Annotated in this window: 24 protein-coding genes; 15 read left to right on the forward strand and 9 right to left on the reverse strand. The window is 71.5% G+C overall.

The features are described 5' to 3' along the window. The 3 genes from ACWDX9_RS39470 to ACWDX9_RS39480 all read right to left on the reverse strand — a co-directional run. Window positions 1–888 (reverse strand): lipid II flippase MurJ (locus ACWDX9_RS39470; protein WP_449963637.1); only part of this gene is annotated, 888 nt, incomplete at its 3' end. Then, on the reverse strand, window positions 885–2234 hold the full coding sequence (locus ACWDX9_RS39475; protein ID WP_449963639.1) for an O-antigen ligase family protein: 1350 nt from the start codon (window positions 2232–2234) through the stop codon (window positions 885–887). The genes ACWDX9_RS39475 and ACWDX9_RS39470, both read right to left, overlap by 4 nt. Window positions 2235–2236: 2 nt before the next feature. Then, entirely contained in the window at window positions 2237–3472 is a 1236-nt protein-coding gene (locus tag ACWDX9_RS39480; RefSeq protein ID WP_449963641.1) for a sugar transferase, read from the reverse strand. Window positions 3473–3972: 500 nt separating this feature from the next. On the opposite strand from ACWDX9_RS39480, the gene ACWDX9_RS39485 reads away from it, so the two are divergent. Continuing rightward, a complete protein-coding gene (locus tag ACWDX9_RS39485; protein WP_185073265.1) occupies window positions 3973–4302 on the forward strand; it encodes a YciI family protein in 330 nt (109 codons plus the stop codon). A gap of 86 nt (window positions 4303–4388) precedes the next feature. After that, the gene (locus ACWDX9_RS39490) at window positions 4389–5597 is read left to right on the forward strand and encodes an RNA polymerase sigma factor (protein WP_449963644.1); all 1209 of its coding nucleotides are present in this window, start codon (window positions 4389–4391) and stop codon (window positions 5595–5597) included. Window positions 5598–5668: 71 nt separating this feature from the next. Here the strand turns inward: ACWDX9_RS39490 and ACWDX9_RS39495 are convergent, their stop codons facing one another. From ACWDX9_RS39495 to ACWDX9_RS39505, 3 genes are all read right to left on the reverse strand, one after another. Then, window positions 5669–6064, reverse strand: a complete 396-nt coding sequence (locus tag ACWDX9_RS39495; protein ID WP_449963646.1) for a hypothetical protein — start codon at window positions 6062–6064, stop codon at window positions 5669–5671. Between the two features lie 172 nt (window positions 6065–6236). Further along, window positions 6237–6860: a hypothetical protein gene (locus tag ACWDX9_RS39500; protein ID WP_449963649.1), complete on the reverse strand. Its 624-nt coding sequence runs from the start codon at window positions 6858–6860 to the stop codon at window positions 6237–6239. A gap of 43 nt (window positions 6861–6903) precedes the next feature. Then, window positions 6904–7683 carry an HAD-IIA family hydrolase gene (locus ACWDX9_RS39505; protein WP_449963651.1) on the reverse strand — a complete coding sequence of 260 codons (780 nt, stop codon included), beginning with the start codon at window positions 7681–7683 and terminating at the stop codon, window positions 6904–6906. 61 nt (window positions 7684–7744) lie between these two features. On the opposite strand from ACWDX9_RS39505, the gene ACWDX9_RS39510 reads away from it, so the two are divergent. From ACWDX9_RS39510 to ACWDX9_RS39545, 8 genes are all read left to right on the forward strand, one after another. Further along, the gene (locus ACWDX9_RS39510; protein ID WP_449963653.1) at window positions 7745–8932 is read left to right on the forward strand and encodes a M20 metallopeptidase family protein; all 1188 of its coding nucleotides are present in this window, start codon (window positions 7745–7747) and stop codon (window positions 8930–8932) included. Between the two features lie 2 nt (window positions 8933–8934). After that, window positions 8935–9900, forward strand: coding sequence for a zinc-dependent alcohol dehydrogenase family protein (locus tag ACWDX9_RS39515; RefSeq protein ID WP_449963656.1), 966 nt, complete (start codon window positions 8935–8937; stop codon window positions 9898–9900). 164 nt (window positions 9901–10064) lie between these two features. Beyond that, the gene (locus ACWDX9_RS39520) at window positions 10065–11885 is read left to right on the forward strand and encodes an ABC transporter substrate-binding protein (RefSeq protein WP_449963658.1); all 1821 of its coding nucleotides are present in this window, start codon (window positions 10065–10067) and stop codon (window positions 11883–11885) included. Between the two features lie 10 nt (window positions 11886–11895). Then, window positions 11896–12906 (forward strand): ABC transporter permease, encoded by a 1011-nt coding sequence (locus tag ACWDX9_RS39525; RefSeq protein WP_449963660.1) that lies wholly within the window; start codon window positions 11896–11898, stop codon window positions 12904–12906. After that, complete coding sequence (locus ACWDX9_RS39530) at window positions 12903–13802, forward strand: ABC transporter permease (RefSeq protein ID WP_449963663.1); 900 nt, start codon at window positions 12903–12905, stop codon at window positions 13800–13802. Before ACWDX9_RS39525 ends, ACWDX9_RS39530 begins: the two co-directional genes overlap by 4 nt. Window positions 13803–13804: 2 nt before the next feature. Beyond that, the gene (locus tag ACWDX9_RS39535) at window positions 13805–14860 is read left to right on the forward strand and encodes an ABC transporter ATP-binding protein (protein ID WP_449963665.1); all 1056 of its coding nucleotides are present in this window, start codon (window positions 13805–13807) and stop codon (window positions 14858–14860) included. Then, complete coding sequence (locus ACWDX9_RS39540) at window positions 14857–15867, forward strand: ABC transporter ATP-binding protein (protein WP_449963668.1); 1011 nt, start codon at window positions 14857–14859, stop codon at window positions 15865–15867. The genes ACWDX9_RS39535 and ACWDX9_RS39540 overlap by 4 nt, the downstream gene beginning before the upstream one ends. Then, window positions 15867–16766 carry a GNAT family N-acetyltransferase gene (locus ACWDX9_RS39545; RefSeq protein WP_449963670.1) on the forward strand — a complete coding sequence of 300 codons (900 nt, stop codon included), beginning with the start codon at window positions 15867–15869 and terminating at the stop codon, window positions 16764–16766. The genes ACWDX9_RS39540 and ACWDX9_RS39545 overlap by 1 nt, the downstream gene beginning before the upstream one ends. Window positions 16767–16768: 2 nt before the next feature. On the opposite strand, the gene ACWDX9_RS39550 is transcribed toward ACWDX9_RS39545, so the two are convergent. Further along, window positions 16769–17881, reverse strand: coding sequence for an exo-beta-N-acetylmuramidase NamZ family protein (locus ACWDX9_RS39550; protein ID WP_449963673.1), 1113 nt, complete (start codon window positions 17879–17881; stop codon window positions 16769–16771). Window positions 17882–17939: 58 nt separating this feature from the next. Between ACWDX9_RS39550 and murQ the strand changes: the two genes are divergently transcribed. From murQ to ACWDX9_RS39565, 3 genes are read left to right on the forward strand one after another with little or no spacing between them, the layout of a single operon-like run. Continuing rightward, entirely contained in the window at window positions 17940–18839 is a 900-nt protein-coding gene (murQ, locus tag ACWDX9_RS39555) for an N-acetylmuramic acid 6-phosphate etherase (RefSeq protein ID WP_350726664.1), read from the forward strand. An 11-nt stretch (window positions 18840–18850) separates the two neighbouring features. After that, complete coding sequence (locus ACWDX9_RS39560) at window positions 18851–19978, forward strand: serine hydrolase domain-containing protein (RefSeq protein ID WP_449963676.1); 1128 nt, start codon at window positions 18851–18853, stop codon at window positions 19976–19978. 9 nt (window positions 19979–19987) lie between these two features. Further along, a complete protein-coding gene (locus ACWDX9_RS39565; protein WP_364246999.1) occupies window positions 19988–20371 on the forward strand; it encodes a VOC family protein in 384 nt (127 codons plus the stop codon). Here the strand turns inward: ACWDX9_RS39565 and ACWDX9_RS39570 are convergent. Continuing rightward, complete coding sequence (locus ACWDX9_RS39570) at window positions 20368–21252, reverse strand: TIGR03619 family F420-dependent LLM class oxidoreductase (protein WP_449963678.1); 885 nt, start codon at window positions 21250–21252, stop codon at window positions 20368–20370. The genes ACWDX9_RS39565 and ACWDX9_RS39570 overlap by 4 nt on opposite strands. A gap of 18 nt (window positions 21253–21270) precedes the next feature. Here ACWDX9_RS39570 and ACWDX9_RS39575 point away from each other — a divergent pair, with 18 nt between their 5' ends. Both ACWDX9_RS39575 and ACWDX9_RS39580 read left to right on the forward strand, forming a co-directional pair. Continuing rightward, the gene (locus ACWDX9_RS39575) at window positions 21271–22137 is read left to right on the forward strand and encodes a phosphotransferase family protein (protein ID WP_449963681.1); all 867 of its coding nucleotides are present in this window, start codon (window positions 21271–21273) and stop codon (window positions 22135–22137) included. A 58-nt stretch (window positions 22138–22195) separates the two neighbouring features. Beyond that, window positions 22196–22456 (forward strand): TFIIB-type zinc ribbon-containing protein, encoded by a 261-nt coding sequence (locus ACWDX9_RS39580; protein WP_350726654.1) that lies wholly within the window; start codon window positions 22196–22198, stop codon window positions 22454–22456. Window positions 22457–22535: 79 nt separating this feature from the next. Here ACWDX9_RS39580 and ACWDX9_RS39585 read toward each other — a convergent pair whose 3' ends face one another. Then, window positions 22536–23519 (reverse strand): hypothetical protein, encoded by a 984-nt coding sequence (locus ACWDX9_RS39585; RefSeq protein ID WP_449963683.1) that lies wholly within the window; start codon window positions 23517–23519, stop codon window positions 22536–22538. Window positions 23520–23711: the final 192 nt, after the last annotated feature.

Raw genomic sequence — 23711 nt, forward strand, 5'->3', positions numbered from 1 at the left:
CGCGGTCTCGCCCGCGGCGAGCGCGCGGACGAGCTGCGGGAAGGTCACGGTCGCCACGATCAGCGACAGGACCATCGGCACCTGGGCGATCTTCTGCGCGTAGTTGAGGTGCGAGATCGATCCTTCGGCCAGCTTCGAGCCGACGAACCTCTCGACGAAGACCTGGCTCTGGCGGACGAGCGTGAAGACCGCGACCGGCAGGAAGGCGATCATCGGCAGCGCCACGCCGCGCGTGGGCCACAGGGGCACCCCGAAGCGCCGCACGAACGCCGGGACCTGGGCCAGCACCATGCCCGCCCCGCCCGCGGCCACCCCGATCGCGGCCGCGTACGCGCCCTGGTCGCGCAGGGCCCACACGCAGGTGACGATCCCCAGGTTGTAGGCCACGTAGATGGCGGCCGGCGGCGCGAACGACTGGTGCGCCCGCAACGCCGCGCTCAGGTACCCGGCCAGCCCGAACGTCAGGATCGTCACCGACGCCACCCGCATGCAGTCCACGGCGAGGTCGGCCCGCCGGATGCCCGGGGCGAGCACCTCGACCAGCCACGGCGCCCCCGCGACGGTCAGCGCGGTCAGCGCCAGCAGCCCGAGACACAGGTACGGCAGCGTCGACGACGCCAGGCCCCTCAGGTCCTCGCCCGCCTCCATCGCCCGGCTGAACAGCGGGACCAGCACGAACGCCATCGCCCCCTCGATCAGCAGGGGCGCGGCGGTCTCCGGGATCGTCCAGGCGACGAGGAACGCGTCGGTGCCGGCGTCGGCGCCGAAGAACCGGCCCAGCAGCAGGTCGCGGACGAAGCCGAGCAGCGAGCCCAGCGCGGTCAGCAGGATGGTGACGCCGACGGCCCGCGCCATGGGCGAGGTGGCCGGTGATGTGGACGTGGTCATCGCGCCACGCCCAGCGCGACCGGGACCTCGCCGGCCCATCCCGTCGCCGGGGGCCGGGCGACGAGCGACAGGACCAGCCCCAGGACGACGGACATGACCACGGTCGAAGGTCCGCCGACGTCGCCGTAGAGGAAGTCGATGCCCTGCCAGGCCAGCAGCCCGGCCGCGGCCGGCACGGCCGCCCGCACGGCCCACCAGGCCATGGACCCCAGGCACGCGCCCAGCGCGGCCAGCCCGAGCAGGCCCTGCTCGCTGAGCGTCAGCAGGTACATGTTGTGCGGGGAGAGCAGCGGCATGCGCTGGAAGCCGTTCACCGGGTCGTCGGTGTCGCTGCCGGACGACAGCTCGATCGGCGCGTAGGCGTCGCGCAGCTCCGCGAACCTGCGCGGCCCGACCCCCGTCAGCGGGTGGTCCAGCCAGATCCTCGTGGCGGTGAGCCACAGGCTGTAGCGGTCGCTCACCGACTGGTCGGGATGGGAGACGACGGAGGTGATGGAGGCCAGCCGCCGCCCCAGCAGGTCCGGGTCCGAGGCCGCGCCCGGGCCGAGGGCCAGCACGGTCGCCGCCGCGGCGCCGAGCAGGATCACCCTGGCCGCCAGCGCCCGGCTGTGCACGAAGAGCACGACCAGCGACGCGCCCAGCAGGGCGAGCCAGGCGCCGCGGCTGAGCGACAGGGCGAGCGGCACGCAGAGCAGGGCGGCGCCGCCGAGCGCGGCGGCCCGGCGCCCGCCGCGCCAGGCCAGGCCCGCCGCCAGCAGGATGATCACGCCGTAGCTGACCACGCTCGCCATGCCCATGATGTCGAGCGCGCCGAAGGTGCCGACGGCCCGTACCCGCTCCCCCGCGTACGACGCGCCGGTGCCGGTGACCGCCTGGACGCAGCCGATCAGGCCCTGCAGGGCGGCCGTCCCGACGAGCGCCCCGCCCACGATCAGGGTGTCGGTACGGTCCCGGACCGCCACCAGGACGGCCAGCGGGACCAGCACGAACACCTGGAGATACCGGACGTAGCCCGGCATGCTCGTCAGGACGTCGGGAGAGGCCAGCATCGCGATCCCGGCCGCGCCCGCCACCGGAGCAAGCACCAAGGCACGGACGGGCACCGCGGCCGGCACGGCACGGGCAGGCGCCGCGGCACCGGCGGACGCCAGGGCGCGGGCGGGCAGCGGGCGTGTCAGCCGGCCCGCGAGCGCGACCGTCGCCGCGATGGCGATCAGCAGGAGCGAGGCCACGTCGGCGGCCGTGACCTGGACGCCGGAGGACAGGTCCTGGCGGCCCGCCGGCAGGCAGGTCAGGAGCACGGTGGCGGCGGCCGCCAGACTGGGCCGCCGGAAGAGAGCGCGCATGCCTAGCCCCCGCCCGGCCGCAGCAGGGACCAGACCGTCTGCAGCATGATCTTGAGATCCGCCCGGAGGGTCCACCCGTCGATGTAGTGGTTGTCGAACCGGACGCGGTCCTCGATCGAGGTGTCGCCGCGCAGACCGTGGATCTGGGCCCAGCCGGTGATGCCGACCGGCATCCGGTGGCGCAGCCCGTAACCCGGGATCGTCGTGGAGAACTTCTTGACGAAGTGCGGGCGTTCGGGCCGCGGGCCGACGATGCTCATGTCCCCTCTGAGAACGTTCCAGAGCTGGGGAAGCTCGTCGAAGGAGGCCTTGCGCAGCAGCCGGCCCACCGGCCCGATCCGGCTGTCGTGAGCGATGGTCCACAGGGTCTCGGATTCGAGCGCGTCGGTCGGCTTCAGCGTCCGGAGCTTGATCAGTTCGAGCGGCTCGTCCCGGTAGCCCACGCGCCGCTGCCGGAACAGCACCCCGGGGCCGGTCTCCAGCCGGATCAGCGCCGCGCAGAGCGCGAGGATCGGCGCGCTGACGATGAGTCCGGTCAGCGCGACCGCGATGTCCAGCGCCCGCTTCAGCGGCCAGGCGAGGCCGCGCTGCGCCTCCGGGCGCATCCGCACGAGCGGGAAGCTGCGTACGTGCTCGCGCAGCGTCACGAAGTCGATGATGAGCTCGCCCAGGTCGGGCGCGAGGTAGACGTCGCAGCCGAGCGACCGCGCCGTTCTCGCGATCGACTGCTGCCCCTGCCCGGCGATGACCACCGCGCGCACCCCGTGGGCCTGGACGACACGGACGACGTCGCCGGGCCCGCCGAGCACCGGGACGCACGGGTCCTCGCCGGGCGTCTCGTCCAGGAAGCCCAGCGGGAGCAGGCCGTGCTCGGGGTAGGCGAGCAGGTTGCGCGCCAGCCCGTGACCGTGCGGCCCCGCGCCGACCACCAGGGTGGGCGCGGCCCTGCCGCGCCGGCGTGCCCGGCGGACCAGGAAATACAGGACGCTTCTGCCGCACACGGCGAGAAAGGTGAAGAGCAACGCGACCAGGGCGACCACGATGAGCGAGGCCGTCTCCCGGAACGCGATGAGCGCGCCCACGAGTCCAGCCCCGGCGAGCCAGAAGCCCCGGTCCAGGCTGGAGGGCAGGACGCGCGGCGCGTACACGTGGCCGAGTCCGCCGACCGCGACGACCAGGATCCCCGCCAGCGCGATGCGCGGCACGGCCTGGCCGGCGTTGGCCGCGGCGAACGCCATGCAGATCAGATCGATGCAGATCAGGCCAAGCGGCTGGACAGCCCTCCCGAGCCCTGACCTCTGCTGCCCTCCCCACCGCCTGACCCAGCGGTGGCCCCCAACACTAACAGCCACTACTTCTCCGGAAATAAACTAGTTTGACTGGATCGACAGTGAAACTGTCGATCTAATCCCCCCAAAAAGCTAATAGTCCCCCTTCAGGCAATTTGCCACCCCATATTTCCGTAGCAAGGTTTTTCCTACGGAATACGCGAACAATCGCCCAACGAAGCCTTGAGCGTAGCCGCGCGCCTCGCGGAAATCGAGAACGTCACGGGCTTGGCGTCCTTGTTGTCGCGCAAGTTTTCATTGGTCCTGCGTTGGCGATATGGAGGCGGTTACCGGGTTTAAGGTCAGCTTTGGGCAGAGAGTCCGGATTGAGAGGGATGTTCCGGGTGGTGTCCGGATCCGGGGAGCCCGTTCGTCATGCTGGTGACAGCACGACACGCAAGGAGCGATCGATGAAGTACATGATGTTCGTCTGCACCGACGCCGAACCGGACACGGACTCGACCGGCAGTGAGGACATCGAGAAGTGGGTGGCCGACAACGACGGCCGCGGCCGGCGGCTGGACGGCAACGAGCTGGGACCGGTGTCGGCCGCCACGACGGTCCGCGTCCGCAACGGCGAGCTGCTGGTCTCCGACGGGCCGTTCGCCGAGACCCGGGAGGTGATCGTGGGCTACGACATCCTCGAGTGCGCCCATCTCGACGAGGCGATCGAGGTGGCGCGGGCGCACCCGATGGCCCGGTACGGGCGGCTGGAGCTGCGGCCGTTCGCCGGTCAGTGACGAGGGGACGCCCGGCACGCCCCCCCGCGGCGGCACAGCCCGCCGCGGGGACCGGCGCGGAGGCTGTCGCGGAGGCTGTCGCGGCGGTGGGTGCGGACTCCTACACGCGGATCGTCGCCACCCTGATCCGCGTCACCGGCGACTGGACGCTCGCCGAGGACAGCGCCCAGGAGGCGCTCGCGCAGGCCCTGGAGAGGTGGCCGCGGGACGGCGTGCCGGACAACCCCGGCGGCTGGCTCATGACCGTCGCCCGCAACCGCGCCACCGACGTGCTGCGCCGCGCGTCCGTCGAGCGCCGCAAGCTGCACGAGCTGGCGGAGCTCACGCTCACCGCCCCGGCCACGGACGACCCGGAGGAGGAGGTCGTGGACGACCGCCTGCGGCTGATCTTCACCTGCTGCCACCCCGCGCTGGCCCTGGAGTCACGGGTGGCGCTCACGCTGAGGACCGTCTGCGGGGTGCCGACCGCCGACATCGCGCGGGCGTTCCTCGTCCCCCACGCGACCATGACGCGGCGGCTGACCCGGGCCAAGACGAAGATCGCGGACGCCGGCATCCCGTACCTCGTCCCGAGCGGCCCGGCGCTGGCCGAGCGCCTGCCCGGCGTGCTGGCGGTCCTGTACGTGCTCTTCACCCGCGGCTACGACGCCGACGGCGAGCCGGGCTTCGCCGACGAGGCGGTCCGGCTGGCCCGCCTGCTCCACCGGCTGCTCCCGGACCAGCCCGAGGTCGCCGGTCTGCTGGCGCTGTTCCTGTTCCAGCACTCCCGGCGCGAGGCCCGCCGCGACGGCCAGGGCAACCTGCTCACGCTCGACAAGCAGGACCGCGCCCGCTGGGACCGCGCGGCGATCCGCGAAGGGCTGGAGACGCTGGCGGCGGCGCCGGCCGACGGCCCCTACGTCCTGCAGGCGCGCATCGCCGCCTGTCACGCGACCGCGCCGGACTCCGGCGCGACGGACTGGCGGGCCGTCGCCCGCTGGTACGACGAGCTCGTGGAGATCCACCCCTCACCGGTGATCGCCCTCAACCGCGCCGTGGCCCACGGCTACGCGCACGGCCCGGCGACCGGGCTGGCGCTGATCGACCAGGTGCTCGCCACCGGCGCGCTGAAGGACTACCCGCTCGCCGTCGCCGCGCAGGCCGACCTCACGGCCCGCCTGGGTCACCGTGACCACGCCGCCGCGCTGTTCCGCCAGGCGGCCGCCCTCCTCGGCCCGGGAGCCGAACGGCGTGCCCTCCTCGAACGCGCCGACGACCTCACGGACCCCGCCCCCGATGGGCAAAGCGGCCCCTAGGAGACCACCGATCCGGGCCCGGCTTCGGGCGGGTCACGGGCGAGGAGCGGGACCCCCGGCCCGGCCGGCCGTCACATGTAGTCGTTCTTGAGCAGGCGATCGAGCTTGATGCCCAGATCGAGCAGCTCTGACCGCATGGCGTCGAACTCCCGCGCGATCTCGGCCCGGACGCTCGCGAACTGGTCGGCGACCAGCGTCGGGACGTAGTCCTCGTCGCCCCCGGCGGGCGTGGCGCGGTAGGCGTGGATCTCCCGCCGGATGGCCGCGATCTCGACGTCGACGGCCGCGAACTGCTCGATCGTCTCGGTGCGGGCCATCGACGTCTCGGCCTTCATGGCCGCGAGCTGCGTCTCCATGCGCTTGGCGCGGTCGTTGATCTCACGGAGCAGGTCCCGCTCCCCGCCGCCCCCCGGCGTGGCCTCGCCGAGCCGCTCGCACGCCTCCAGCCCATCGACACGGAGCTTCAAGTCGCGAATCTCCGCCTGTACGTCCACGGGTTTTACCTTTGCGCTCGCTGATGGTGCGACCGCCCCGATGACGACCGCGTTTGGTCACCATATGGTTGCAGCCGGTGAGTGATTTGGCCAGACCTCAAAGAAATAGGGGCCGATTCTTTGCCCGGGCCGCCAGGCAAGGGTGTCAGCGGCGGTCCTCGATCTCCCAGAGGTGGTCGATGACGTGCCAGGCGATGCGGCGCAGCGCGTAGCGGGGCGGCCAGCCGGTCGTCTGGGGCGGCTCCCAGGCGCGCGACAGCACGTCGCCCAGCTCCGCCCGCATGGCGTCCCGGTCCCCGGGCTCCTTGTACGGCTTGTGCCGCACGTCCACCTTCCTGGCGAAGGCGCGCTCGGCCTCCTCCACGTGCCTGACCACCCCCGACAGGTCGCGGCCGCCTCCGCGCGGGCCCTTGCGCAGGTCCTCGGGCGAGGTGGCGGCGGTCTCGTCGAACAGGGTCCAGGCCGCCCGGAGGAGGGCCACGCCGCGGGCCGCCGCGGACGCCGGCACGGGCTCCTGGTCCAGGTCCGGGACGGCGTACGGGGCGCCGAAGTCCGTGATGTCGCTGCCCGGGATGCGGGCCACGACCACCGGGTCACCCGGCGAGAAGTCCAGCCCGGCCCGGGCGGCCACCGCGCCGTACCGGGGGACGTACTCCATGAGCAGGTCGAGGGCCGCCTCCTCGCCCTTGGCGACCCGGCACCAGCCGGGCCAGTCGAGCGAGCAGGCGAACACCTTTTTCGGGCCGATCTCCAGGTAAACGCGGGTCATGGCGTCCAAGGGTGCCACCCGTACCTGTCAGAAGGAGTCAGGTTCAGATGAGGTCGATGAGGTCGGCGACCGAGTCGACCACCAGCGAGGGACGGTAGGGGAAGCGGTCGATCTCGTCGCGCTGGGTCACGCCCGTGAGGACCAGGATCGTGAACAGGCCCGCCTCCATGCCCGACACGATGTCGGTGTCCATGCGGTCACCGATCATGGCGGTCGTCTCGCTGTGGCCCTCGATCTCGTTGAGGGCGCTGCGCATCATGCGGGGGTTGGGCTTGCCGACGAAGTAGGGGGCGACGCCGGCGGCCTTGGTGATGAGGGCGGCCACGGCGCCACAGGCCGGCAGGGAGCCCTCGGTGGAGGGGCCGATGGGGTCGGGGTTGGTGGCGATGAAGCGGGCGCCGCCCTCGATGAGGCGGATGGCCCGGGTGATCTGCGTGAAGCTGTAGGTGCGCGTCTCGCCGAGCACGACGTAGTCGGGGTCGAGGTCGGTGAGCACGTAGCCGACCTCGTGCAGCGCCGTCGTCAGGCCCGCCTCGCCGATGACGTACGCCGAGCCGCCCGCGCGCTGGTCGTCGAGGAACTGGGCGGTGGCCAGCGCGGAGGTCCAGATGGACTCGGGTGGCACCTCGAGGCCCGCCCCGGCCAGGCGCGCCGACAGGTCGCGCTGGGTGTAGATCGAGTTGTTCGTCAGCACCCTGAACTTCTTGTCCGACTCTCTGAGCCGCTTGATGAATTCGTCCGCACCGGGGATCGGACGACCCTCGTGGACGAGAACGCCGTCCATGTCGGACAACCAGGAGTCGATCCGTTTACGCTGAGTCACACGCACATCGTACCGAGCGCGCCTTATCGACTTCCCGCCCGGTGGATGAACAATGTTCTTCATGTCCTTCACTGAATCCGCCCGTGACATGCGGGACGACCTCATCCAGCTCAGGCACTCGTTGCACACCACCCCGGAGCTCGGCCTGCACCTGCCGCGCACGCAGGAGAAGGTCCTGGCCGCGTTGGACGGGCTGCCGCTGGAGGTGAAGACGGGCACCGAGCTCAGCTCCGTCACCGCCGTGCTGAGGGGCGGCAGGCCGGGCCCGGCCGTGCTGCTGCGCGGGGACATGGACGCGCTTCCCGTGGCCGAGAAGAACGATCTGCCGTACGTCTCCCAGCTCCCCGGCCAGATGCACGCGTGCGGCCACGACCTGCACACCGCGATGCTGGCGGGGGCGGCGCGGCTGCTGAGCGCGCGGCGGGAGGAGCTGGCCGGTGACGTCATCTTCATGTTCCAGCCGGGCGAGGAGGGTTACGAGGGCGCCAAGCACATGATCGCCGAGGGTGTGCTGGACGCGGCGGGCGCGCGGCCCGTGGCGGCGTACGGGATGCACGTGGTGTCGGCGATGTTGCCGCCGGGGCTGTTCGCGTCCCGGCCGGGGCCGATCATGGCGGCGGCGGACACGTTCATCGTGACGGTCAAGGGGCGCGGCGGGCACGGCTCCAGCCCGCACCGGGCGCTGGACCCGATCGCGGCGGGCTGCGAGATGGTGACGGCGCTGCAGACCATGGTGACCAGGGGGTTCGACGTGTTCGACCCGGTCGTGGTGACGGTGGGCAGCTTCCACGGCGGGTCGGCGGACAACGTGATCCCCGACGAGGCCAGGTTCGAGGCCACGGTGCGCACGTTCAGCAAGGACAACCGGACGAAGGTCAAGCGCAGGCTGGTGGAGGTCGTGCGGGGCATCGCGGCGGCGCACGGCCTGGAGGTCGAGGCGTCGTTCGGGATGGGCTATCCGGTGACGGTGAACGACGACGGCGAGGCGGCGTTCGTGGGTAAGACGGCCGACGAGCTGTTCGGCCCGGGGCGGTATTTCGTGTCGCCGCAGCCCATCATGGGCTCCGAGGACTTCTCGTACGTGCTGGAGGAGGTGCCGGGCGCGTTCGTGTTCCTGGGGGCCTGCCCGGCGGACCGCGACCCGGCCACGGCGCCCTACAACCACTCCCCCGAGGCGGTCTTCGACGACGCCGTCCTGTCCGACGGCGCCGCGCTCTACGCCACGCTCGCGCACGCCAGGCTGTCGTGACCATGCGGGCGTGGGTCGTGGCCGAGCCGGGGCCGATGGCGACGCGGCCGCTGGAGCAGGTCGAGCGGGACGTGCCCGAGCCGGGCCCGGGCGAGGTGCTGGTACGGGTCGAGGCGTGCGGCGTGTGCCGTACCGACCTGCACCTGGCGGAGGGAGACCTCCTGCCGCGCCGGCCGCGTACCACGCCCGGCCACCAGGTCGTCGGGCGCGTCGAGGGCACGGGCGAGCGGGTGGGCGTGGCCTGGCTGCGCTCCACCTGCGGCGCGTGCAAATACTGCCTGAGGGGCACGGAGAACCTGTGCCCCTCCTCGGCCTACACGGGGTGGGACGCCGACGGCGGGTACGCCGAATACCTCACCGCGCCCCGCGACTACGTCTATCCGCTGCCCGCCGACGTGCCCGCCGAGCGGCTGGCGCCGCTGCTGTGCGCCGGGATCATCGGCTACCGGGCGCTGCTGCGCTGCGACCTGCCGCCGGGCGGGCGGCTGGGGATCTACGGATTCGGCGCGTCGGCCCACCTGACCGCGCAGGCCGCCATCGCCCGGGGCGCGGTCGTGCACGCGGTGACCAGATCCGCGGCCTCCAGGGCGCTCGCGCTGGAGCTGGGAGCCGCCTCCGCCGGGGACGAACCGCCGGAGCCACTGGACGCGGCCATCCTATTTGCGCCGGTAGGTACCCTGGTTCCAGCAGCGCTCGAAGCGCTCGACCGTGGCGGCACGCTGGCCATCGCCGGCATCCACCTGACGGACGTGCCCGTCCTGAACTACGACAGGCACCTCTTCCAGGAGCGCACACTCCGCAGCGTCACGGCCAACACCAGGGCCGATGGGCGTGCCTATCTGGAGCTGGCGCTGGCACACCCGCCACGCGTGACGACGAGCCTCTACCCGTTCGGGCAGGCCGCCCAGGCGCTCACCGATCTGGCAAACGACCAGGTCAGAGGGGCTGCCGTCTTGGTAATGGAATGACGTTTTACTTGACGGCGCTTAGCTCCACTCCGCACACTGATGAAGGAAAGTTACATTAGCCTCACAACCTCTGGAGATTATTGACGCGGATCAGGCACGATCGTAGTGTCCGGTCAATCCCTGCAGAGATCTTCGACAGGTCCGACATCTCCCCGGAGCGGCAAATGAAACGACTGGCAGCGGTAGTAGCGTTGCTGGGCCTTGCCACCGCGACAGCGGCGTGCAGCGGTGGTTCCACCAACAGTTCCGGCGGCTCGGGCGGCGGGGGCGGGCTCTTCACCACGATCGACGTGCTCAAGCCCGGCCTCGACGCGAGCGGCCCGGCCAACCCATGGGCGCCCAAGGGCAACTCTTTCCTGGGTTACAACGCGATGAAGCTGGGTTGGATCAAGAACCACCTGACCGACCCGAACCAGTTCTACCCAGGCATCGCCGCCAGTTGGGAGATCGCTCCCGACAACTCCTCGATCACCCTCCACATCCAGCCGAACGCCAAGTGGTCCGACGGCAAGCCGGTGACGGCCGACGACGTCAAGCTCTCTCTCGGGCTGGCCTCCACCACCGGCAGCACCGCGTTCGCGGTCACGCCGGGCGCGGCGGGCGTGGCGTCCGACGTCCAGGTGGTCGACCAGAAGACCGTCAAGGTCTCCCAGGACATGAAGAACCCGAGCATGAAGTTCGCTCGCGGCATCATGGACAACTGGGTCGTGCCCGCGCACGTCTGGAGCAGCCTGCTGCCGGCCGACTTCTGGGACAAGCTGAAGGCCGCCAGGGAAACCGGCGCCGACGCCGACAAGGCCCGCGAGGAGATCCTCGCCATCGGCCAGAAGGTGCTCGCGTTCGCGCCGCCGAAGGACGTCTCGGCCGGCCCCTTCACGCTGGAGCGGGTCAACCCCGGCGAGGCGCTGCTGGTCAAGAACAAGAACTTCTACAACGCCGCGAACGTCGCGCCGGCCCAGGTGAAGCTCCTCAACTACAACGGCAACGAGCAGATCTGGAACTACCTGAGCGCGGGCAAGCTCGACCAGGCCGGCTTCACCGCCATGCCTTCCGACGTCATGACCCGGATCAAGAACGCCCCCGGCTCCAACGTCATCAGGGGCTTCTCCCCGGTGGCCGTCGGCATGGGCTTCAACCAGTCGAAGAAGCCGTACGACAACGTGCACGTGCGGCGCGGCCTGGCCTACCTGATCGACCGCGACCAGGTGACCAAGGTGGCCTCGCCCGAGGGCGGCACGCCCGCCGTGACCACCTCCGGCATCCACCAGAAGCCGGCCCAGGAGTGGATCGGCTCCGAGCTGGCGAGCCTGAACCCGTACAAGCACGACGTGGCCAAGGCGGAGGAGGAGTTCAAGGCGGCCGGTCTGAAGAAGACAGGCGGCAAGTGGACGCTGGCCGACGGCTCGCCGTGGAAGGTCAGCATGCGCGCGCCCGCGACGTTCTCCGACTGGATCTCCGCCGAGGAGAACATCAAGAGCCAGCTCATCGCCGGCGGCGTTGACGCCGAGGTCGTGACCGTCGCCGACTACCCCGTCTACCTGGAGGAGCTCGCGGCCGGCAAGTACGACGTCGGCTTCTGGCTGCTGGCGCTCGGCCCCGCGCCGTACGACATCTTCCAGCGCCTCTACGGCGCCTCCAACGGCTGGACCAACATCGCCGGCAAGGTCGCGCACAGCGCGCCCGGCAAGGGCGGCAACTGGATGGGCAGCGCGGAGGAGATCGACGTCGAGGGCGTGGGCAAGGTCAACCCGGGCGAGCTCACGGCCAAGCTGAACGCGGCCACTCCCGAGGAGGCCAAGCCGATCATGGCGCAGCTCGCCAAGACGGCCAACCAGGACCTGCCGGCGATCCAGCTCTGGGACTACGTGAACACGCAGTTCACCAACACCAGCCGCTTCACCGGCTGGCCGGAGCAGGACAGTGACCTGCTCCGCCTGAACGCCGGCGTCTGGATCCAGCTGGGTCTCATCAAGGCGAAGCAGTAGAGAAGAGCCTATGGTAGTAATCGCACGGCGACTCGCGGGCCACCTGGCCCGCGGGGTCGTCATGATCCTCGTCGTAGCCACGATCAGCTTCTTCATCGTCAGGAGCATTCCCGGCGACCCGGTGGCCGCGAACGTCCAGAAGCTGATCCAGCAGGGCATGGATCAGCAGGCAGCCGAGCAGGCGACGCGCGTGCTCTACGGGTTCCAGCCCAGGGGCTCGCTGTGGGAGCAGTACGTCCAGTACATGTCGGGCCTGCTCCGCTTCGACCTGGGCCAGTCGATCACCCACGCGGGCGCGCCGGTCACCCAGGTGCTGGGCGAGGCGGCCAAGTGGACCGTTCTACCGGTGCTGATCGGAACGCTGCTCAGCTTCCTGATCGGCGTCCTGATGGGCGTCTACGCGGCCATCAAGCGCTCCGGCAAGCTCGGCGACATCCTGGCCGTCTCGGGATCGCTGCTGCACGGCATCCCGCAGTACGTGCTGGGGCTGCTGCTCGGCGCCGTCTTCGCGACGCTGATCCCGATCCTGCCGGCCGACGGGCCCGTGGACATCCTGTTCGAGCCCGGGTTCAACGCCGGCTACATCGGCTCGCTGGCCCAGCACGCGGTGCTGCCGGTGCTGACGTACGCGCTGGCGTCCTACGGCGGATGGATCCTGGCGATGAAGTCGAGCGTGGTGACGGTGCTCGGCGACGACTTCATCCTGGCGGCGGAGCTGCGCGGGATGAAGCGGTCGATCATCTTCCGCTACATCGCGCGCAACGCGATCCTGCCGCTGTTCACGATCCTCGCGCTGTCGCTCGGCCTGCTGCTCGGCGGCGCGGTGTTCATCGAACGGATCTTCAACTACCCGGGACTCGGGCTGTTGCTGCTCGACAGCATCACCATGCGTGACTACGCGCTGATGGGCGGGGCCTTCCTGCTCATCACGGCGTCCATCATCGTGGCGAACATCCTCGCCGACCTGTTCTACTCCGCGATCGACCCGCGGGTCCGCAGCGGGGAGGAGGTGTCGTCATGAGTGTCCTGCTGGAGAGCTCTTCGACCAGCGCCGCCATGCGCCGCAACTTCTGGGCGGGCGTCTGGCGGGTCATGAAGCGCAAGCCCAGCCGCATGGTGGGCGCGGTGCTCGTGCTCGGGTTCGTCTTCATGGGCGTGTTCGGGCCGATGTTCTACCCCGCCCAGCTGCCCCTCGACCCGACCCAGATCACCAAGCCGCCGAGCTGGGAGCACTGGCTCGGCACCGACGACCAGGGCCGGGACGTGATCGCCCTGGTGGTCACCGGGTCGCGGTACGTGCTGCTGGCCGCCCTGGTGACCGCGGTCATCACCGTGGTCGTGGGCGCCGGCATCGGGCTGTTCTCCGGCTTCAAGCGGGGCCGCTGGGACAACGTGCTCATGCGGCTCACCGACATGAAGCTGACCATCCCCGGCCTGCCGCTGCTGCTGGTGCTGTCCACGGTGTGGAAGTTCAGCAGCGCGATCCAGATGGGCCTGGTGCTGGGGCTCCTCAGCTGGGGAGGCGTGGCGCGGGCGGTGCGCTCGCAGACGCTGTCGCTGCGCGAGCGGGGCTTCATCGAGGCGGCGCGCGGGCTCGGCCTGCCCACCAGGCACATCGTGGGCAAGGAGCTGCTGCCGAGCATGGCGCCGTACATCGCGATGAACATGCTCATCGCGGTCACCGGCGGCGTCTACGCGCAGGTCGGCCTGTTCTTCCTGGGCGTGCTGCCGTACGAGTCGAACAACTGGGGGCAGATGCTCAACACGGCCGTGTTCCGTTCCGCCGCGCTCCAGGTGCCGAGCGCGCTGGGCTTCCTCATCGGGCCGCTGCTGGCGATCCTGTTGCTGACGCTGGCCATCGTGCTCGTGGTGGACGCCATGGACGAGATCTTCAACCCCCGGCTGCGGGAGGAGTAGGCGTGACCGAGCGAAGCGAGGGCACCATCGGATACAGCGCTCCGAGTCAGGTGGCCGGAGGCCGCGTGACTCAGAAAGCGCCGGGAGTGCGCATCGACGGCCTCACGGTCGTCTACAAGACCCCCGCGGGAGAGCTGCCCGCCGTCAGGGACGTCAACCTGACCCTGGAGCCGGGCTCGATCACCGGCATCGTCGGCGAGTCCGGTTCGGGCAAGTCGACGATGGCCCTGTCGCTGCTCAACGCCGTCCAGCCCCCGGGCAGGATCTCGGCGGGCAGCGTCGAGATCGACGGGCTCGGCGACGTGGTCGGCCTGAAGGGCGAGCACCTGCGCAAGGCCAGGGGCAAGCACATCGGGTACGTCTTCCAGGCCGCCCAGAACTCCCTGAACCCGCTCAAGACGGTCGGCAAGCAACTGCTCGACCTGGGCCGCTCGCACGGCGTCGAGGACCTGCGCGGCCTGGTGCGCGAGGCCAAGGAGCTGCTGTCCCGGATGGGCCTCGACGGGGCCCGGGTGCTCGACTCGCACCAGCACGAGCTGTCCGGCGGCATGCGCCAGCGGGTCGGCATCATGCTGGCGCTGGTCCTCAACGCCCACCTGGTGGTGCTGGACGAGCCGACGACCGCCCTCGACATGATCACGCAGGCGAACATCCTGAAGATCGTCCGCGAGGTGCACGCGGAGCGCGGCCTCACCACCCTCGTCATCACGCACGACATCGGCGTGGTGGCCGAGGTCGCCGACCGGCTGGCCGTCATGTACGGCGGGCGGCTGGTCGAGCAGGGCCCCACCAGGGAGGTGCTCGGCGCGCCGCGGCACCCGTACACCAGGGGCCTGATCCAGGCCATCCCCCGGCTCGTCGGCGACATCGACGAGGCCAGGGCGCTGCCCGGCCGGCCGCCGACGCTGGCGACCGTGCCGAAGGAGGGGTGCGTGTTCAGGGAGCGCTGCGCGCTGCGCATGGACGTCTGCGACACCGTCGATCCTCTCGCGGTCGCCGACGGGTCGCGGGTCGTGGCCTGCCACGCCGTGACCGCGAACGTGAAGGAGCACGCATGATCACTGGGACCGGCGTCGTCAAGACGTTCAAGCAGCGGGGCAAGATGCTCGGCGCCCGCGAGGTGCGCGCCCTGCGCGGCGTGGACTTCGCGATCCCGAAGGGCGGCGCGGCCTCGTTCATCGGCGAGTCCGGGTGCGGCAAGACCACGCTGGGCCGGATCATCGCCGGGCTGGAGACGTACGACGAGGGCGAGATCCTGATCGACGGCGTCTCCATGTCACCGCTCAAGCAGAAGCAGCGCCAGCCGCACTTCCGCAAGATCCAGATGATCCACCAGGACCCGTACTCGGCCCTGAACCCGACCAGGACCGTCCACCAGACCCTGTTCGCCCCGCTGTCCCTGCGGGCCGGGCAGACCGGGCGGTCGCGGTCGTGGGTCGAGGAGCGGGCGGCCGAGGTGCTGTCGCTGGTGGGCCTCGACCCGGGCACGGTGCTGTCGCGCTACCCGCACCAGCTGTCCGGCGGCATGCGGCAGCGCGTGGTCATCGCCCGCGCGCTGACCGTCGACCCGGAGATGCTCGTCGCCGACGAGGCCGTCTCCATGATCGACGTGTCGCTGCGGCTGGGCATCCTGGCGCTGCTGAAGGACCTGCGCGAGCGGCTCGGCGTGAGCGTGCTGTTCATCACCCACGACGTGGCCACGGCCCGCTACATCGGTGACGACGGCGAGCTGTACGTCATCTACCGCGGCCAGGTCGTCGAGCGCGGCGCGGTGGACACGGTCATCTCCGACCCCGTGCACCCGTACACGCAGTCGCTGCTGTCGGCGATCCCGGTGCTGCACGGCCTGGAGGTGCCCGGCGAGCAGCCGGTGACGCCGCTGGAGTCGCTGGACGAGAGCCAGTCGGACGAGGGCTGCCTGTTCGCCCGCCGCTGCCCGTTCAGGGGCGAGCGGTGCACGAGCGAGCGGCCGCTGCTGCAGCTGACGGAAGGGGTGCCGCAGGAGCACGCGTGCTTCTACCCCGAGCGCCGCAGCGTGATCGCCCGCCCGATGAGCGAGGTGTGATGTCCCACGCCGTGCGGACCTTCACGTCCGCCGCCGGATCCATTGACGGGGCCGGGGTCGCCGAGGCGGCCGAGGTCGCCGCCGCCGCCCTGACGCTGGACGCCGCCGAGGCCGCCGGCCTGGTCGGCTACCTGTCGCGCCCGCCTTCGGATCGGCGCTGGAGCGCGCTGGCCACCGACGGCGGCGTGGTGATGGCGTCCGTGTCGGGCACGGATCCGGCGGTGGGGCACATCGACCTGCTGGCCGTGCACCCCTCCGCGCAGGGACAGGGGCGCGGGCGGGCGCTGGTGCGGGCCGCCGAGGAATGGCTCAAGGGCCAGGGCGCGCGGCAGTCGCGCTTCGCCGGCAACCCGCCGTGCTACGTCTGGCCGGGCATCGACGTCCGCTACACCGCGGCCGCCTGCCTGGCCGAGAGCCTCGGCTACCACCGCTACGACGTCGCCTGGAACATGACGGCCGACCTGAGCGCCGACCTGTCCGTGGAGGACGACCTGGAGCGGCTGGAGCGGTCCGGCGTGCGCGTGCACGCGGCCGGCGACACCGCGGACCACCCGGCCCGCGCGCACGTCGCCGCGTTCGTCCGTGAGCAGTGGAACGAGCGCTGGGCCTGGGAGGCCGCCCACGCGGCCGGCCTGCACTACGCCGAGCGCGACGGTCACGTCCTGGGCTTCGCCGCCTGGGGCGCCCGGCCGGGCTGGTTCGGGCCCATGGGGACCTCCCCGGACGCCCGCGGGCTCGGCGTCGGACGGGTGCTGCTGCGCAGGTGCCTGGCCGACCAGCGGGCCGCTGGACAGTCCAGCGCCCAGATCGGGTGGGTGGGGCCGTTGCGGTTCTACTCGCACGCCGTGGGCGCGCGAGCGGAACGCGTCTTCTGGCTCTACCGGCGCGATCTGGTGTGATGTCAGTCGTAGATGAGTCGTCCTTCCGGCTTTCCCGGCGGCGGGCACAGGCCCCGGGGGTCCTCGCCGGCGTCCAGGCAGCGGGTCAGCGTGTCGGAGCCCCACAGGTGGTCCATGAACAGGTCGGGGCCCCACCAGCGCAGGTCGTCCGGGTAGAGGGTGCGGGCCGTGTACAGCATGGACAGGCCCGTCAGGACGGGCCTGAACGCCTCGCGGTCGTGCACGTGGAGCTGGACGCCGCGCACGGCGACGCCCGCGTGCTTGTGGAACGTGGGCATGAACCACGTCTCCCTGAACCGCACGCCCGGCAGGTCCAGCGCGGCCAGCGCCGGGGCGAACCGCTCGTCGGCGTACGGGGCGCCGATCAGCTCGAACGGCCTGGTCGTGCCGCGCCCCTCGGAGAAGTTCGTGCCCTCGAAGAGGCCCGTGCCGGGGTAGACCAGCGCGGTGTCCGGGGTCGGCATGTTGACCGAGGGCATCACCCACGGCAGCCCCGTCTCGGCGAACGTCATGTCGCGCCGCCAGCCCTCCATCTCGATCACGCGCAGCTCCACGTCGAACCCGAACAGCGTGGCCAGCTCCCCCGCCGTCCTGCCGTGCCGGACCGGCAGCGGGAAGCGGCCCACGAAGCTCGCGAACGCCGGGTCGAGCGCCGGCCCCTCCTGGACGGTCCCGCCGAGCGGGTTGGGCCGGTCCAGGACCACGAACCTCAGCCCGAGCCGGGCGGCCGACGCCATCAGGTCGTACATCGTCCAGACGTAGGTGTAGAAGCGCGTGCCCACGTCGGCGATGTCGAACACCAGCGTGTCCACGCCCGACCCCGCGATCGTCCGGTCGAGCGCCTCGCCCTCGAGCTTGTGCGTGTCGAAGACCGGCAGCCCGGTCCTCTCGTCCACCGTGTCGGCCTCGCTGCCGGCCGCCTGGGCGGTGCCGCGCATGCCGTGCTCGGGGCCGAACAGGGCCGTCAGGTTCAATCCTGCGGCCTGCAGCGCGTCCGCGGTGGGGGTGAGATCGGGCAGGACTCCGGTGGGGTTCGTGATCAGGCCGAGGCGGGTTCCGCCCGCGAGTGCGGTATCCACGGCCAGCCGTTCGGCTCCGATGCGTACATATGGCATGAAAGCCATTGTCTGAAAGATATTTACAAGTGTGAAGGAGAGGGTGGAAATTAGCGTCATGATTGATCCGCTACCCGAGCTGTCCACCGAGCAGAGCGATCCCCGCTACAGCCAGATCGACCGGCTGCCGACCGAGCAGATCGCCCGGCTCATGAACCAGGCCGATGCCGCCGTGCCCGCCGCCGTCGCGGTGGTCATCCCGGCGATCTCGGCCGCCGTCGACGCGATCTCCGCCAGGATGGCAGAGGGCGGCAGGCTGCTTTACGTCGGGGCCGGCACGTCCGGGCGGCTGGCCGTGCTCGACGCCAGCGAGTGCCCGCCCACGTTCGGCACCGATCCGTCGCTGGTGCAGGGCATCATCGCCGGCGGGCCCGAGGCGCTCACCCGATCGGTCGAGGGGGCGGAGGACGACGCCGAGGCCGGCGCCGCCGCGTTGAAGGACCTGGAGGTGGGACCGCTCGACTCGGTGGTGGGCGTGTCCGCCAGCGGCCGGGCTCCTTTCGTCCTGGGCGCGCTGGCGGAGGCGGCCTCCCGGGGCGCGCTCACCGTCGGCCTGTCGTGCAACGACGGCGCGCCGCTGTCGGCCGCCGCCGAGCACGCGATCGAGGTGGTCGTGGGACCCGAGGTGGTGACCGGCTCGACCCGGCTCAAGGCGGGCACGGCCCAGAAGCTCGTGCTCAACATGATCTCCACGATCTCGATGGTCAAGCTCGGCCGCACCTACGGCAACAAGATGATCGAGATGTCGGCGATGAACAACAAGCTGGCCGGGCGCGCGCTGCGCATGGTCAGCGACATCACCGGCGCCGACCTGGAGACGGCCGAGACCGCGCTGGACGCGGCCGGCGGGCAGGCGAAGATCGCCGTGCTGATGATCCAGCACGGGCTCGACGCGGAGGGGGCACGAGCGCTGCTGGAGTCACACGGGGAGCGCCTCAGCGACGCGCTGAGCGGCTGAGGGGAACGGGGATGACCGACCGGCTGGGGGCGGTCCTGGCGGGCGCGGTGCCGCGCGTGTGCCCCGCCGCGGTCGCGCTGATCGCCGTGGACGGCTGCGTGGCCGCCGCGGCCGCCACCGGCGAGCTCGTACGCTACGCCGACGCCGAGGGGACCCTGGCCGCGGAGCGCCCGCCCGCCGGCCGCGACTCGATCTTCGACCTGGCCTCGATCAGCAAGCTCTTCACCACGGCCGTGCTGCTCTCGCTGGCCGAGGAGGGCGCGATCGGCCTGGACGAGCCGGTGGCCGCCTGGATTCCGGGGCACGACCCGAGGGTCACGCCGCGCCGCCTGCTCACGCACACGGCGGGCCTGCCCCCGACCCGCCGCATCGACCTGGAGCTGCCCGGCGCGGACGCCTCCGAACGCATGGAGGCCATGCTGCGCACGCCGATCGCCCATCCGGTCGGCGGCCCGTACCTCTACAGCGACGTCGGCCTGGTCATCGCCGGCCGGGTCGCCGAGCTGGCGGGCGGCGCGCCGCTCGACGCGCTGGTCCGCGCCCGGGTCACGGACGTGCTCGGCCTGCCCGACACCGGCTACCGGCCCACAGCGCCGTCTCGGCCCGCCACGCCGTCTCGGGCCGCCCCGCTTGCGCGGGCCGCCGCTTTCGCGCGGGTCGCCGCCACCGAGTGGAAGCCGGAGCGGACCGGGCCGGGCTGCGTGCGCGGGGAGGTCCACGACGAGACGGCGTACGCGCTGGGCGGCGTGGCGGGGCACGCGGGGGTGTTCGCCACGGCCGGGGACCTGCTGGCCTTCGGCGAGGCGCTGCGGCTGGCCGCAATCCGGCAGGGCGGTGGGGTGCTGCGCCCGGGGAGCGTGGCCGAGATGCTGCGCGACCAGGGGGCAGAGGGCGCCCCCTTCCGGCACGGGCTGGGCGTGCGGATCGGCGACCCGGCCATCGTGGGGCCTCTGACCGGCGCCTTCGGGCATTCCGGCTTCACCGGCACCTCGCTGGTGGTCGATCCCGCCCGCGGGCTGACCGTGGTGCTGCTGACGAACGCCGTCCACCCCGTACGCGGGCGGGACGGCATCCGCGAGCTGCGCCACGCGGTGGCCGGGGAGGCGCTGCGACTGCGCGGGCTCCGGCCCCTGACGTAGCCTGCTGGTATGTCCGTCCAGCTGAACCACACCATCGTGCAGGCGAAGGACAGGGACGAGACCGCCGCGTTCCTCGTGGACGTCCTCGGCCTGGAGCCCGCGCCCGTGTACGGGCCGTTCCGCGTCGTCTCGCTCGGCAACGACGTCTCGCTCGACGTCGTCCAGGCGGGTGAGGCCGTGGAGCCGCAGCATTACGCGTTCCTGGTCGGCGAGGAGGAGTTCGACCAGATCTGGGACCGGATCAAGAGCCGCGGCCTGACGTACTGGGCCGATCCGCACCACACGCAGCCGGAGCGGATCAACACCCACGACGGCGGCCGCGGCCTCTACTGGTCCGACCCCAACGGCCACAACCTGGAGATCATCACGGTCCCGTACGGCGGCTGGGGTTAGGGAGCCAGCGCCTCCAGCGCCTCCTCGGCCCGGCGCATCGCCTCCTCGGCGTCGAGCGTGACGAACTCGCGGTCGAAGTTGAGGTCGTGGAAGACGTCCGTCACGCCACTGGCGGCCAGCGCGTCCACGTCACTCCTGATCTTGTCGTACGTGCCCGTCAAGGGCCGGTCGCCGGCCGCCCGGACCTGCGTGACGCCGCGGCAGACGAACCGGAACGCGGCCGCGTCGCGCCCCGACTCCGCCAGCGTCTCCTTGATGAGCCCGACCCGCGCGGCGATCGCGGACAGGTCCTCCCTGCTGGAGCTGACCCACCCGTCGGCCAGCCGGGCGGCGCGGCGCAGCGCGACCTCGGCGGTGCCGCCCAGCAGGATCGGCGGCGGCCCCGGCACGGGCTTGGGGTCGATGTGGGACGGCGGGATCCGGTAGAACTCGCCGTGGTGCTCGACCACGTCGTCGGCCCAGGCCTCGCGCAGCACCTCGACGAACTCCTCGCCCCTGCGCCCCCGCCGCTCCATGCCGACGCCCGCCGCCTCGAACTCCTCCGGCAGCCAGCCCAGGCCGAGCCCCGCCGTGAGCCGCCCGCCGGACACGGTCTGGAGCGTGGCCAGCTGCTTGGCCAGCACGACCGGCTGCACGTACGCGTTGACGACGGCCACGCCGAGCCGGATCCGCTCCGTCACGCCCGCGAGGTGGGCCAGCGTGATCAGCGGGTCGTGCACGCTGCGGTACGTCGGCCCCATCGGGTGCCCGACGGGGTACAGCAGCCGCTGGAACGTCCACAGCTCGTGGTAGCCGAGCTCCTCCGCCCGCCTGGCGACGCGGCGCATGTTCTCCGGGGTCGCCCATGGGCCTGACTGGGGCACTGCGAAACCGATCCTCATGCCCCCTAGTCTGTAGCAGTGAGTCTGGAGGAGGACCTGGCGGGGATCGCCGGGGCGTACGGGGGGACGGGCGAGCCCGTGCTGCATCCGACGCGTACGGACGTCGTGGTGTTACGTAGAGGCGAGGTCGTGGTCAAGGCCCACTCGCAGCGTGACGACGTGGAGTCGTTGCGGATCCGGCTGCGGGGCGCGGCGTCGGCCGCGGTGACCGGGGTGATGCTGGCCCCGCTCGACCCCCAGGTGCTGGCGGTAGCGGGCCGCGCGGTGACGGTCTGGCCCGCCGGCCGGCCGGTCGCGCAGGAGGACCCGGACTCCGCGCCGTGGGAGGAGGGCGCCCGGCTGCTGGCCAGGCTGCACGCCGTCCCCCTCACCCTACTGCCCGGCCTGCCCGCCGCCGGAGGGCCGGCGCGGGCCGCCAGGGCGGTGGGCCGGATGACCGGCGACGGCCCGGTGGAGCAGCTCATCAGGCGGACCTTCGAGGAGCTGCCCGACCCCGACCCGCTGCCCGACCCGCTGCCCGGCCTGCTCACGCACGGCGACTGGCATCTGGGCCAGCTCGTCCACCGCGACGGCTGGCTGCTCATCGACGTCGACGACCTGGGCGTCGGCGATCCGGCGTGGGACCTGGCCAGGCCGGCCGCCTGGTACGCCGCCGGGCTGCTCGACCCGGCCGTCTGGGAGCGGTTCCTGGGGGCCTACCTGGCCTCCGGCGGGCCCGCGCTCGGCCGGGGCGACGACCCGTGGCGGCGGCTCGACGTGCCGGCCAGGGCGCTGACCGTTCAGCTCGCCGCGGTGGCCGTGGTCAACGCCGAGCGCGAGGGCCGGGAACTGGACGAGGTCGAGCATTCGTTGGTTGAGTCGTGCAACAGAATCGTCCGAGCGTGACGGGGTTGCGCGCGGTAGGTTTCAACCCGAGACCTCGAAGCCAAGGAGAGCGACCTAGATGCAGTGCCCCAAGTGCCGCGGGAACATGCGAACCTATGAGCGCAACGGCGTTCACATCGAGCAGTGCGACAACTGCCGCGGGATCTTCCTCGACTACGGCGAGCTCGAGACGCTGACCCGGATGGAGACCCAGTACCACACCTCTCCCCCGCCGCCCCCCGCCCCCGGCCCGGCCTGGGGCGCCCCGCACGGCGGCGGCCACTACGGCGGCCACCACCACCGGCAGCGCAGCTGGGTGGGCATGCTGTTCTCGACCTGATCGCGACAGGGCCGCGACGAGGGCCGCGCACCGGTGGGGGTGTGCGGCCTTCACGCGTCCTGCGGTCCGGATCCGCGGGTCAGCCCGGGAAGTCGTCGGGGTCCACGGGCGAGGTGCGGGCGTTGCCGCCCGCGATCGCGTGGAGCGTGATCCGCCAGTCGTGCCAGCGGATCTGCGTGGCGGTGAAGGTCGTCTTGAACTTCACCGACTTCTGGAACCTCTCGAAGCTGCAGTTACGCGTGAACGACTTGCTCTTGCCGTCCCAGTCCACGCCGTGCGTGAAGTAGACCTTGTAGCTGCCGTCGCGCACGCCCTTGACCTTGAACTTGGCGTTCTTGCGCACGTACACGCTGAAGGACTTGCTCCCGCCCTTCATGATGGTCACCACGGAGTCGCGGGTGCCGCCGTTGTCGATCTCCAGCGAGCTGCGGCCGTTGAAGGTGGCCCTCTTGATGAACGAGCCGTTCTTCAGCCGCCTGGTCTGCTTCTTGCCGGCCTTCACGCTCACGACGTCGGCCGGGTAGTCGCCGGCGCTCTGCAGGGCCGCGCCCGCCTTGTCGAGCGCGTCCAGCTTGGCGTCGAGGTCGATGAGGACGGCCGAGGACGTGCACAGGTTCCGCGCGCCGACCTTGCCCGCCGTGGAGCCGAGCTCGCCGGCGAAGTCGCGCAGGCTGGCCACGTACGCGTCGTGCTGGGGCCGTACGGCGTCGGGTGGGGTGATGGCGGCCAGCGCGTCCGCCGCCCCGCTCAGCGCCTGCTCAGCGCGGCCGACGCGCTGGTCCAGGGCCTTGACCCCGCGCGCGCCCGCCAGGGCGCTGATGGCGTCCGCCATCGCCTTGTGCCTGCTCTGGAGCTCGCCCTTGTAGGCCTCGGCCGTGAGCGCGGCCGGGCTCGGGGTTTGCGCCGCCGTGCCGCCGCCGGCGGGCACGCCGCCGCCGTTGCCGCCGGCCACCCCGCTCACCTTCGGCTCGCCTCCGGTCGGGGACGGTAACGCCGAGGAGCACGCGCTGAGCGTGAGGGTTGCCAGGGCGAGAACGCAGGAGATCAACCGGGGTCCAGCCACCTGTCACACTATCGTCCGGTTGATCCCTGCCCGTCAATCAGGATTCGGACAGTCCGGCATTGCGATCTTGTCGCAGCCACCGGGTGATCCCGATCGTCTCCAGGAATCCCGTCTCTAGCGGGCTCTCGACCGTGCGCTCATTACGAGCGCGGGACGGCTTCCTGGCTCGTAAACCTCGCGGGACGTCTGCGT

The sequence above is a fragment of the Nonomuraea sp. NPDC003201 genome, assembly GCF_053590415.1.

Coding starts and splice junctions, on each gene's coding strand:
- ACWDX9_RS39520 (WP_449963658.1), top strand. CDS start 10,065: ATGAAACGACTGGCAGCGGTAGTAGCGTTGCTGGGCCTTGCCACCGCG.
- ACWDX9_RS39540 (WP_449963668.1), top strand. CDS start 14,857: ATGATCACTGGGACCGGCGTCGTCAAGACGTTCAAGCAGCGGGGCAAG.
- ACWDX9_RS39475 (WP_449963639.1), bottom strand. CDS start 2,234: ATGCGCGCTCTCTTCCGGCGGCCCAGTCTGGCGGCCGCCGCCACCGTG.
- ACWDX9_RS39485 (WP_185073265.1), top strand. CDS start 3,973: ATGAAGTACATGATGTTCGTCTGCACCGACGCCGAACCGGACACGGAC.
- ACWDX9_RS39530 (WP_449963663.1), top strand. CDS start 12,903: ATGAGTGTCCTGCTGGAGAGCTCTTCGACCAGCGCCGCCATGCGCCGC.
- ACWDX9_RS39560 (WP_449963676.1), top strand. CDS start 18,851: ATGACCGACCGGCTGGGGGCGGTCCTGGCGGGCGCGGTGCCGCGCGTG.
- ACWDX9_RS39545 (WP_449963670.1), top strand. CDS start 15,867: ATGTCCCACGCCGTGCGGACCTTCACGTCCGCCGCCGGATCCATTGAC.
- ACWDX9_RS39565 (WP_364246999.1), top strand. CDS start 19,988: ATGTCCGTCCAGCTGAACCACACCATCGTGCAGGCGAAGGACAGGGAC.
- ACWDX9_RS39515 (WP_449963656.1), top strand. CDS start 8,935: ATGCGGGCGTGGGTCGTGGCCGAGCCGGGGCCGATGGCGACGCGGCCG.
- murQ (WP_350726664.1), top strand. CDS start 17,940: ATGATTGATCCGCTACCCGAGCTGTCCACCGAGCAGAGCGATCCCCGC.
- ACWDX9_RS39480 (WP_449963641.1), bottom strand. CDS start 3,472: ATGGCGTTCGCCGCGGCCAACGCCGGCCAGGCCGTGCCGCGCATCGCG.
- ACWDX9_RS39510 (WP_449963653.1), top strand. CDS start 7,745: ATGTCCTTCACTGAATCCGCCCGTGACATGCGGGACGACCTCATCCAG.
- ACWDX9_RS39525 (WP_449963660.1), top strand. CDS start 11,896: ATGGTAGTAATCGCACGGCGACTCGCGGGCCACCTGGCCCGCGGGGTC.
- ACWDX9_RS39580 (WP_350726654.1), top strand. CDS start 22,196: ATGCAGTGCCCCAAGTGCCGCGGGAACATGCGAACCTATGAGCGCAAC.
- ACWDX9_RS39500 (WP_449963649.1), bottom strand. CDS start 6,860: ATGACCCGCGTTTACCTGGAGATCGGCCCGAAAAAGGTGTTCGCCTGC.
- ACWDX9_RS39570 (WP_449963678.1), bottom strand. CDS start 21,252: ATGAGGATCGGTTTCGCAGTGCCCCAGTCAGGCCCATGGGCGACCCCG.
- ACWDX9_RS39550 (WP_449963673.1), bottom strand. CDS start 17,881: ATGCCATATGTACGCATCGGAGCCGAACGGCTGGCCGTGGATACCGCA.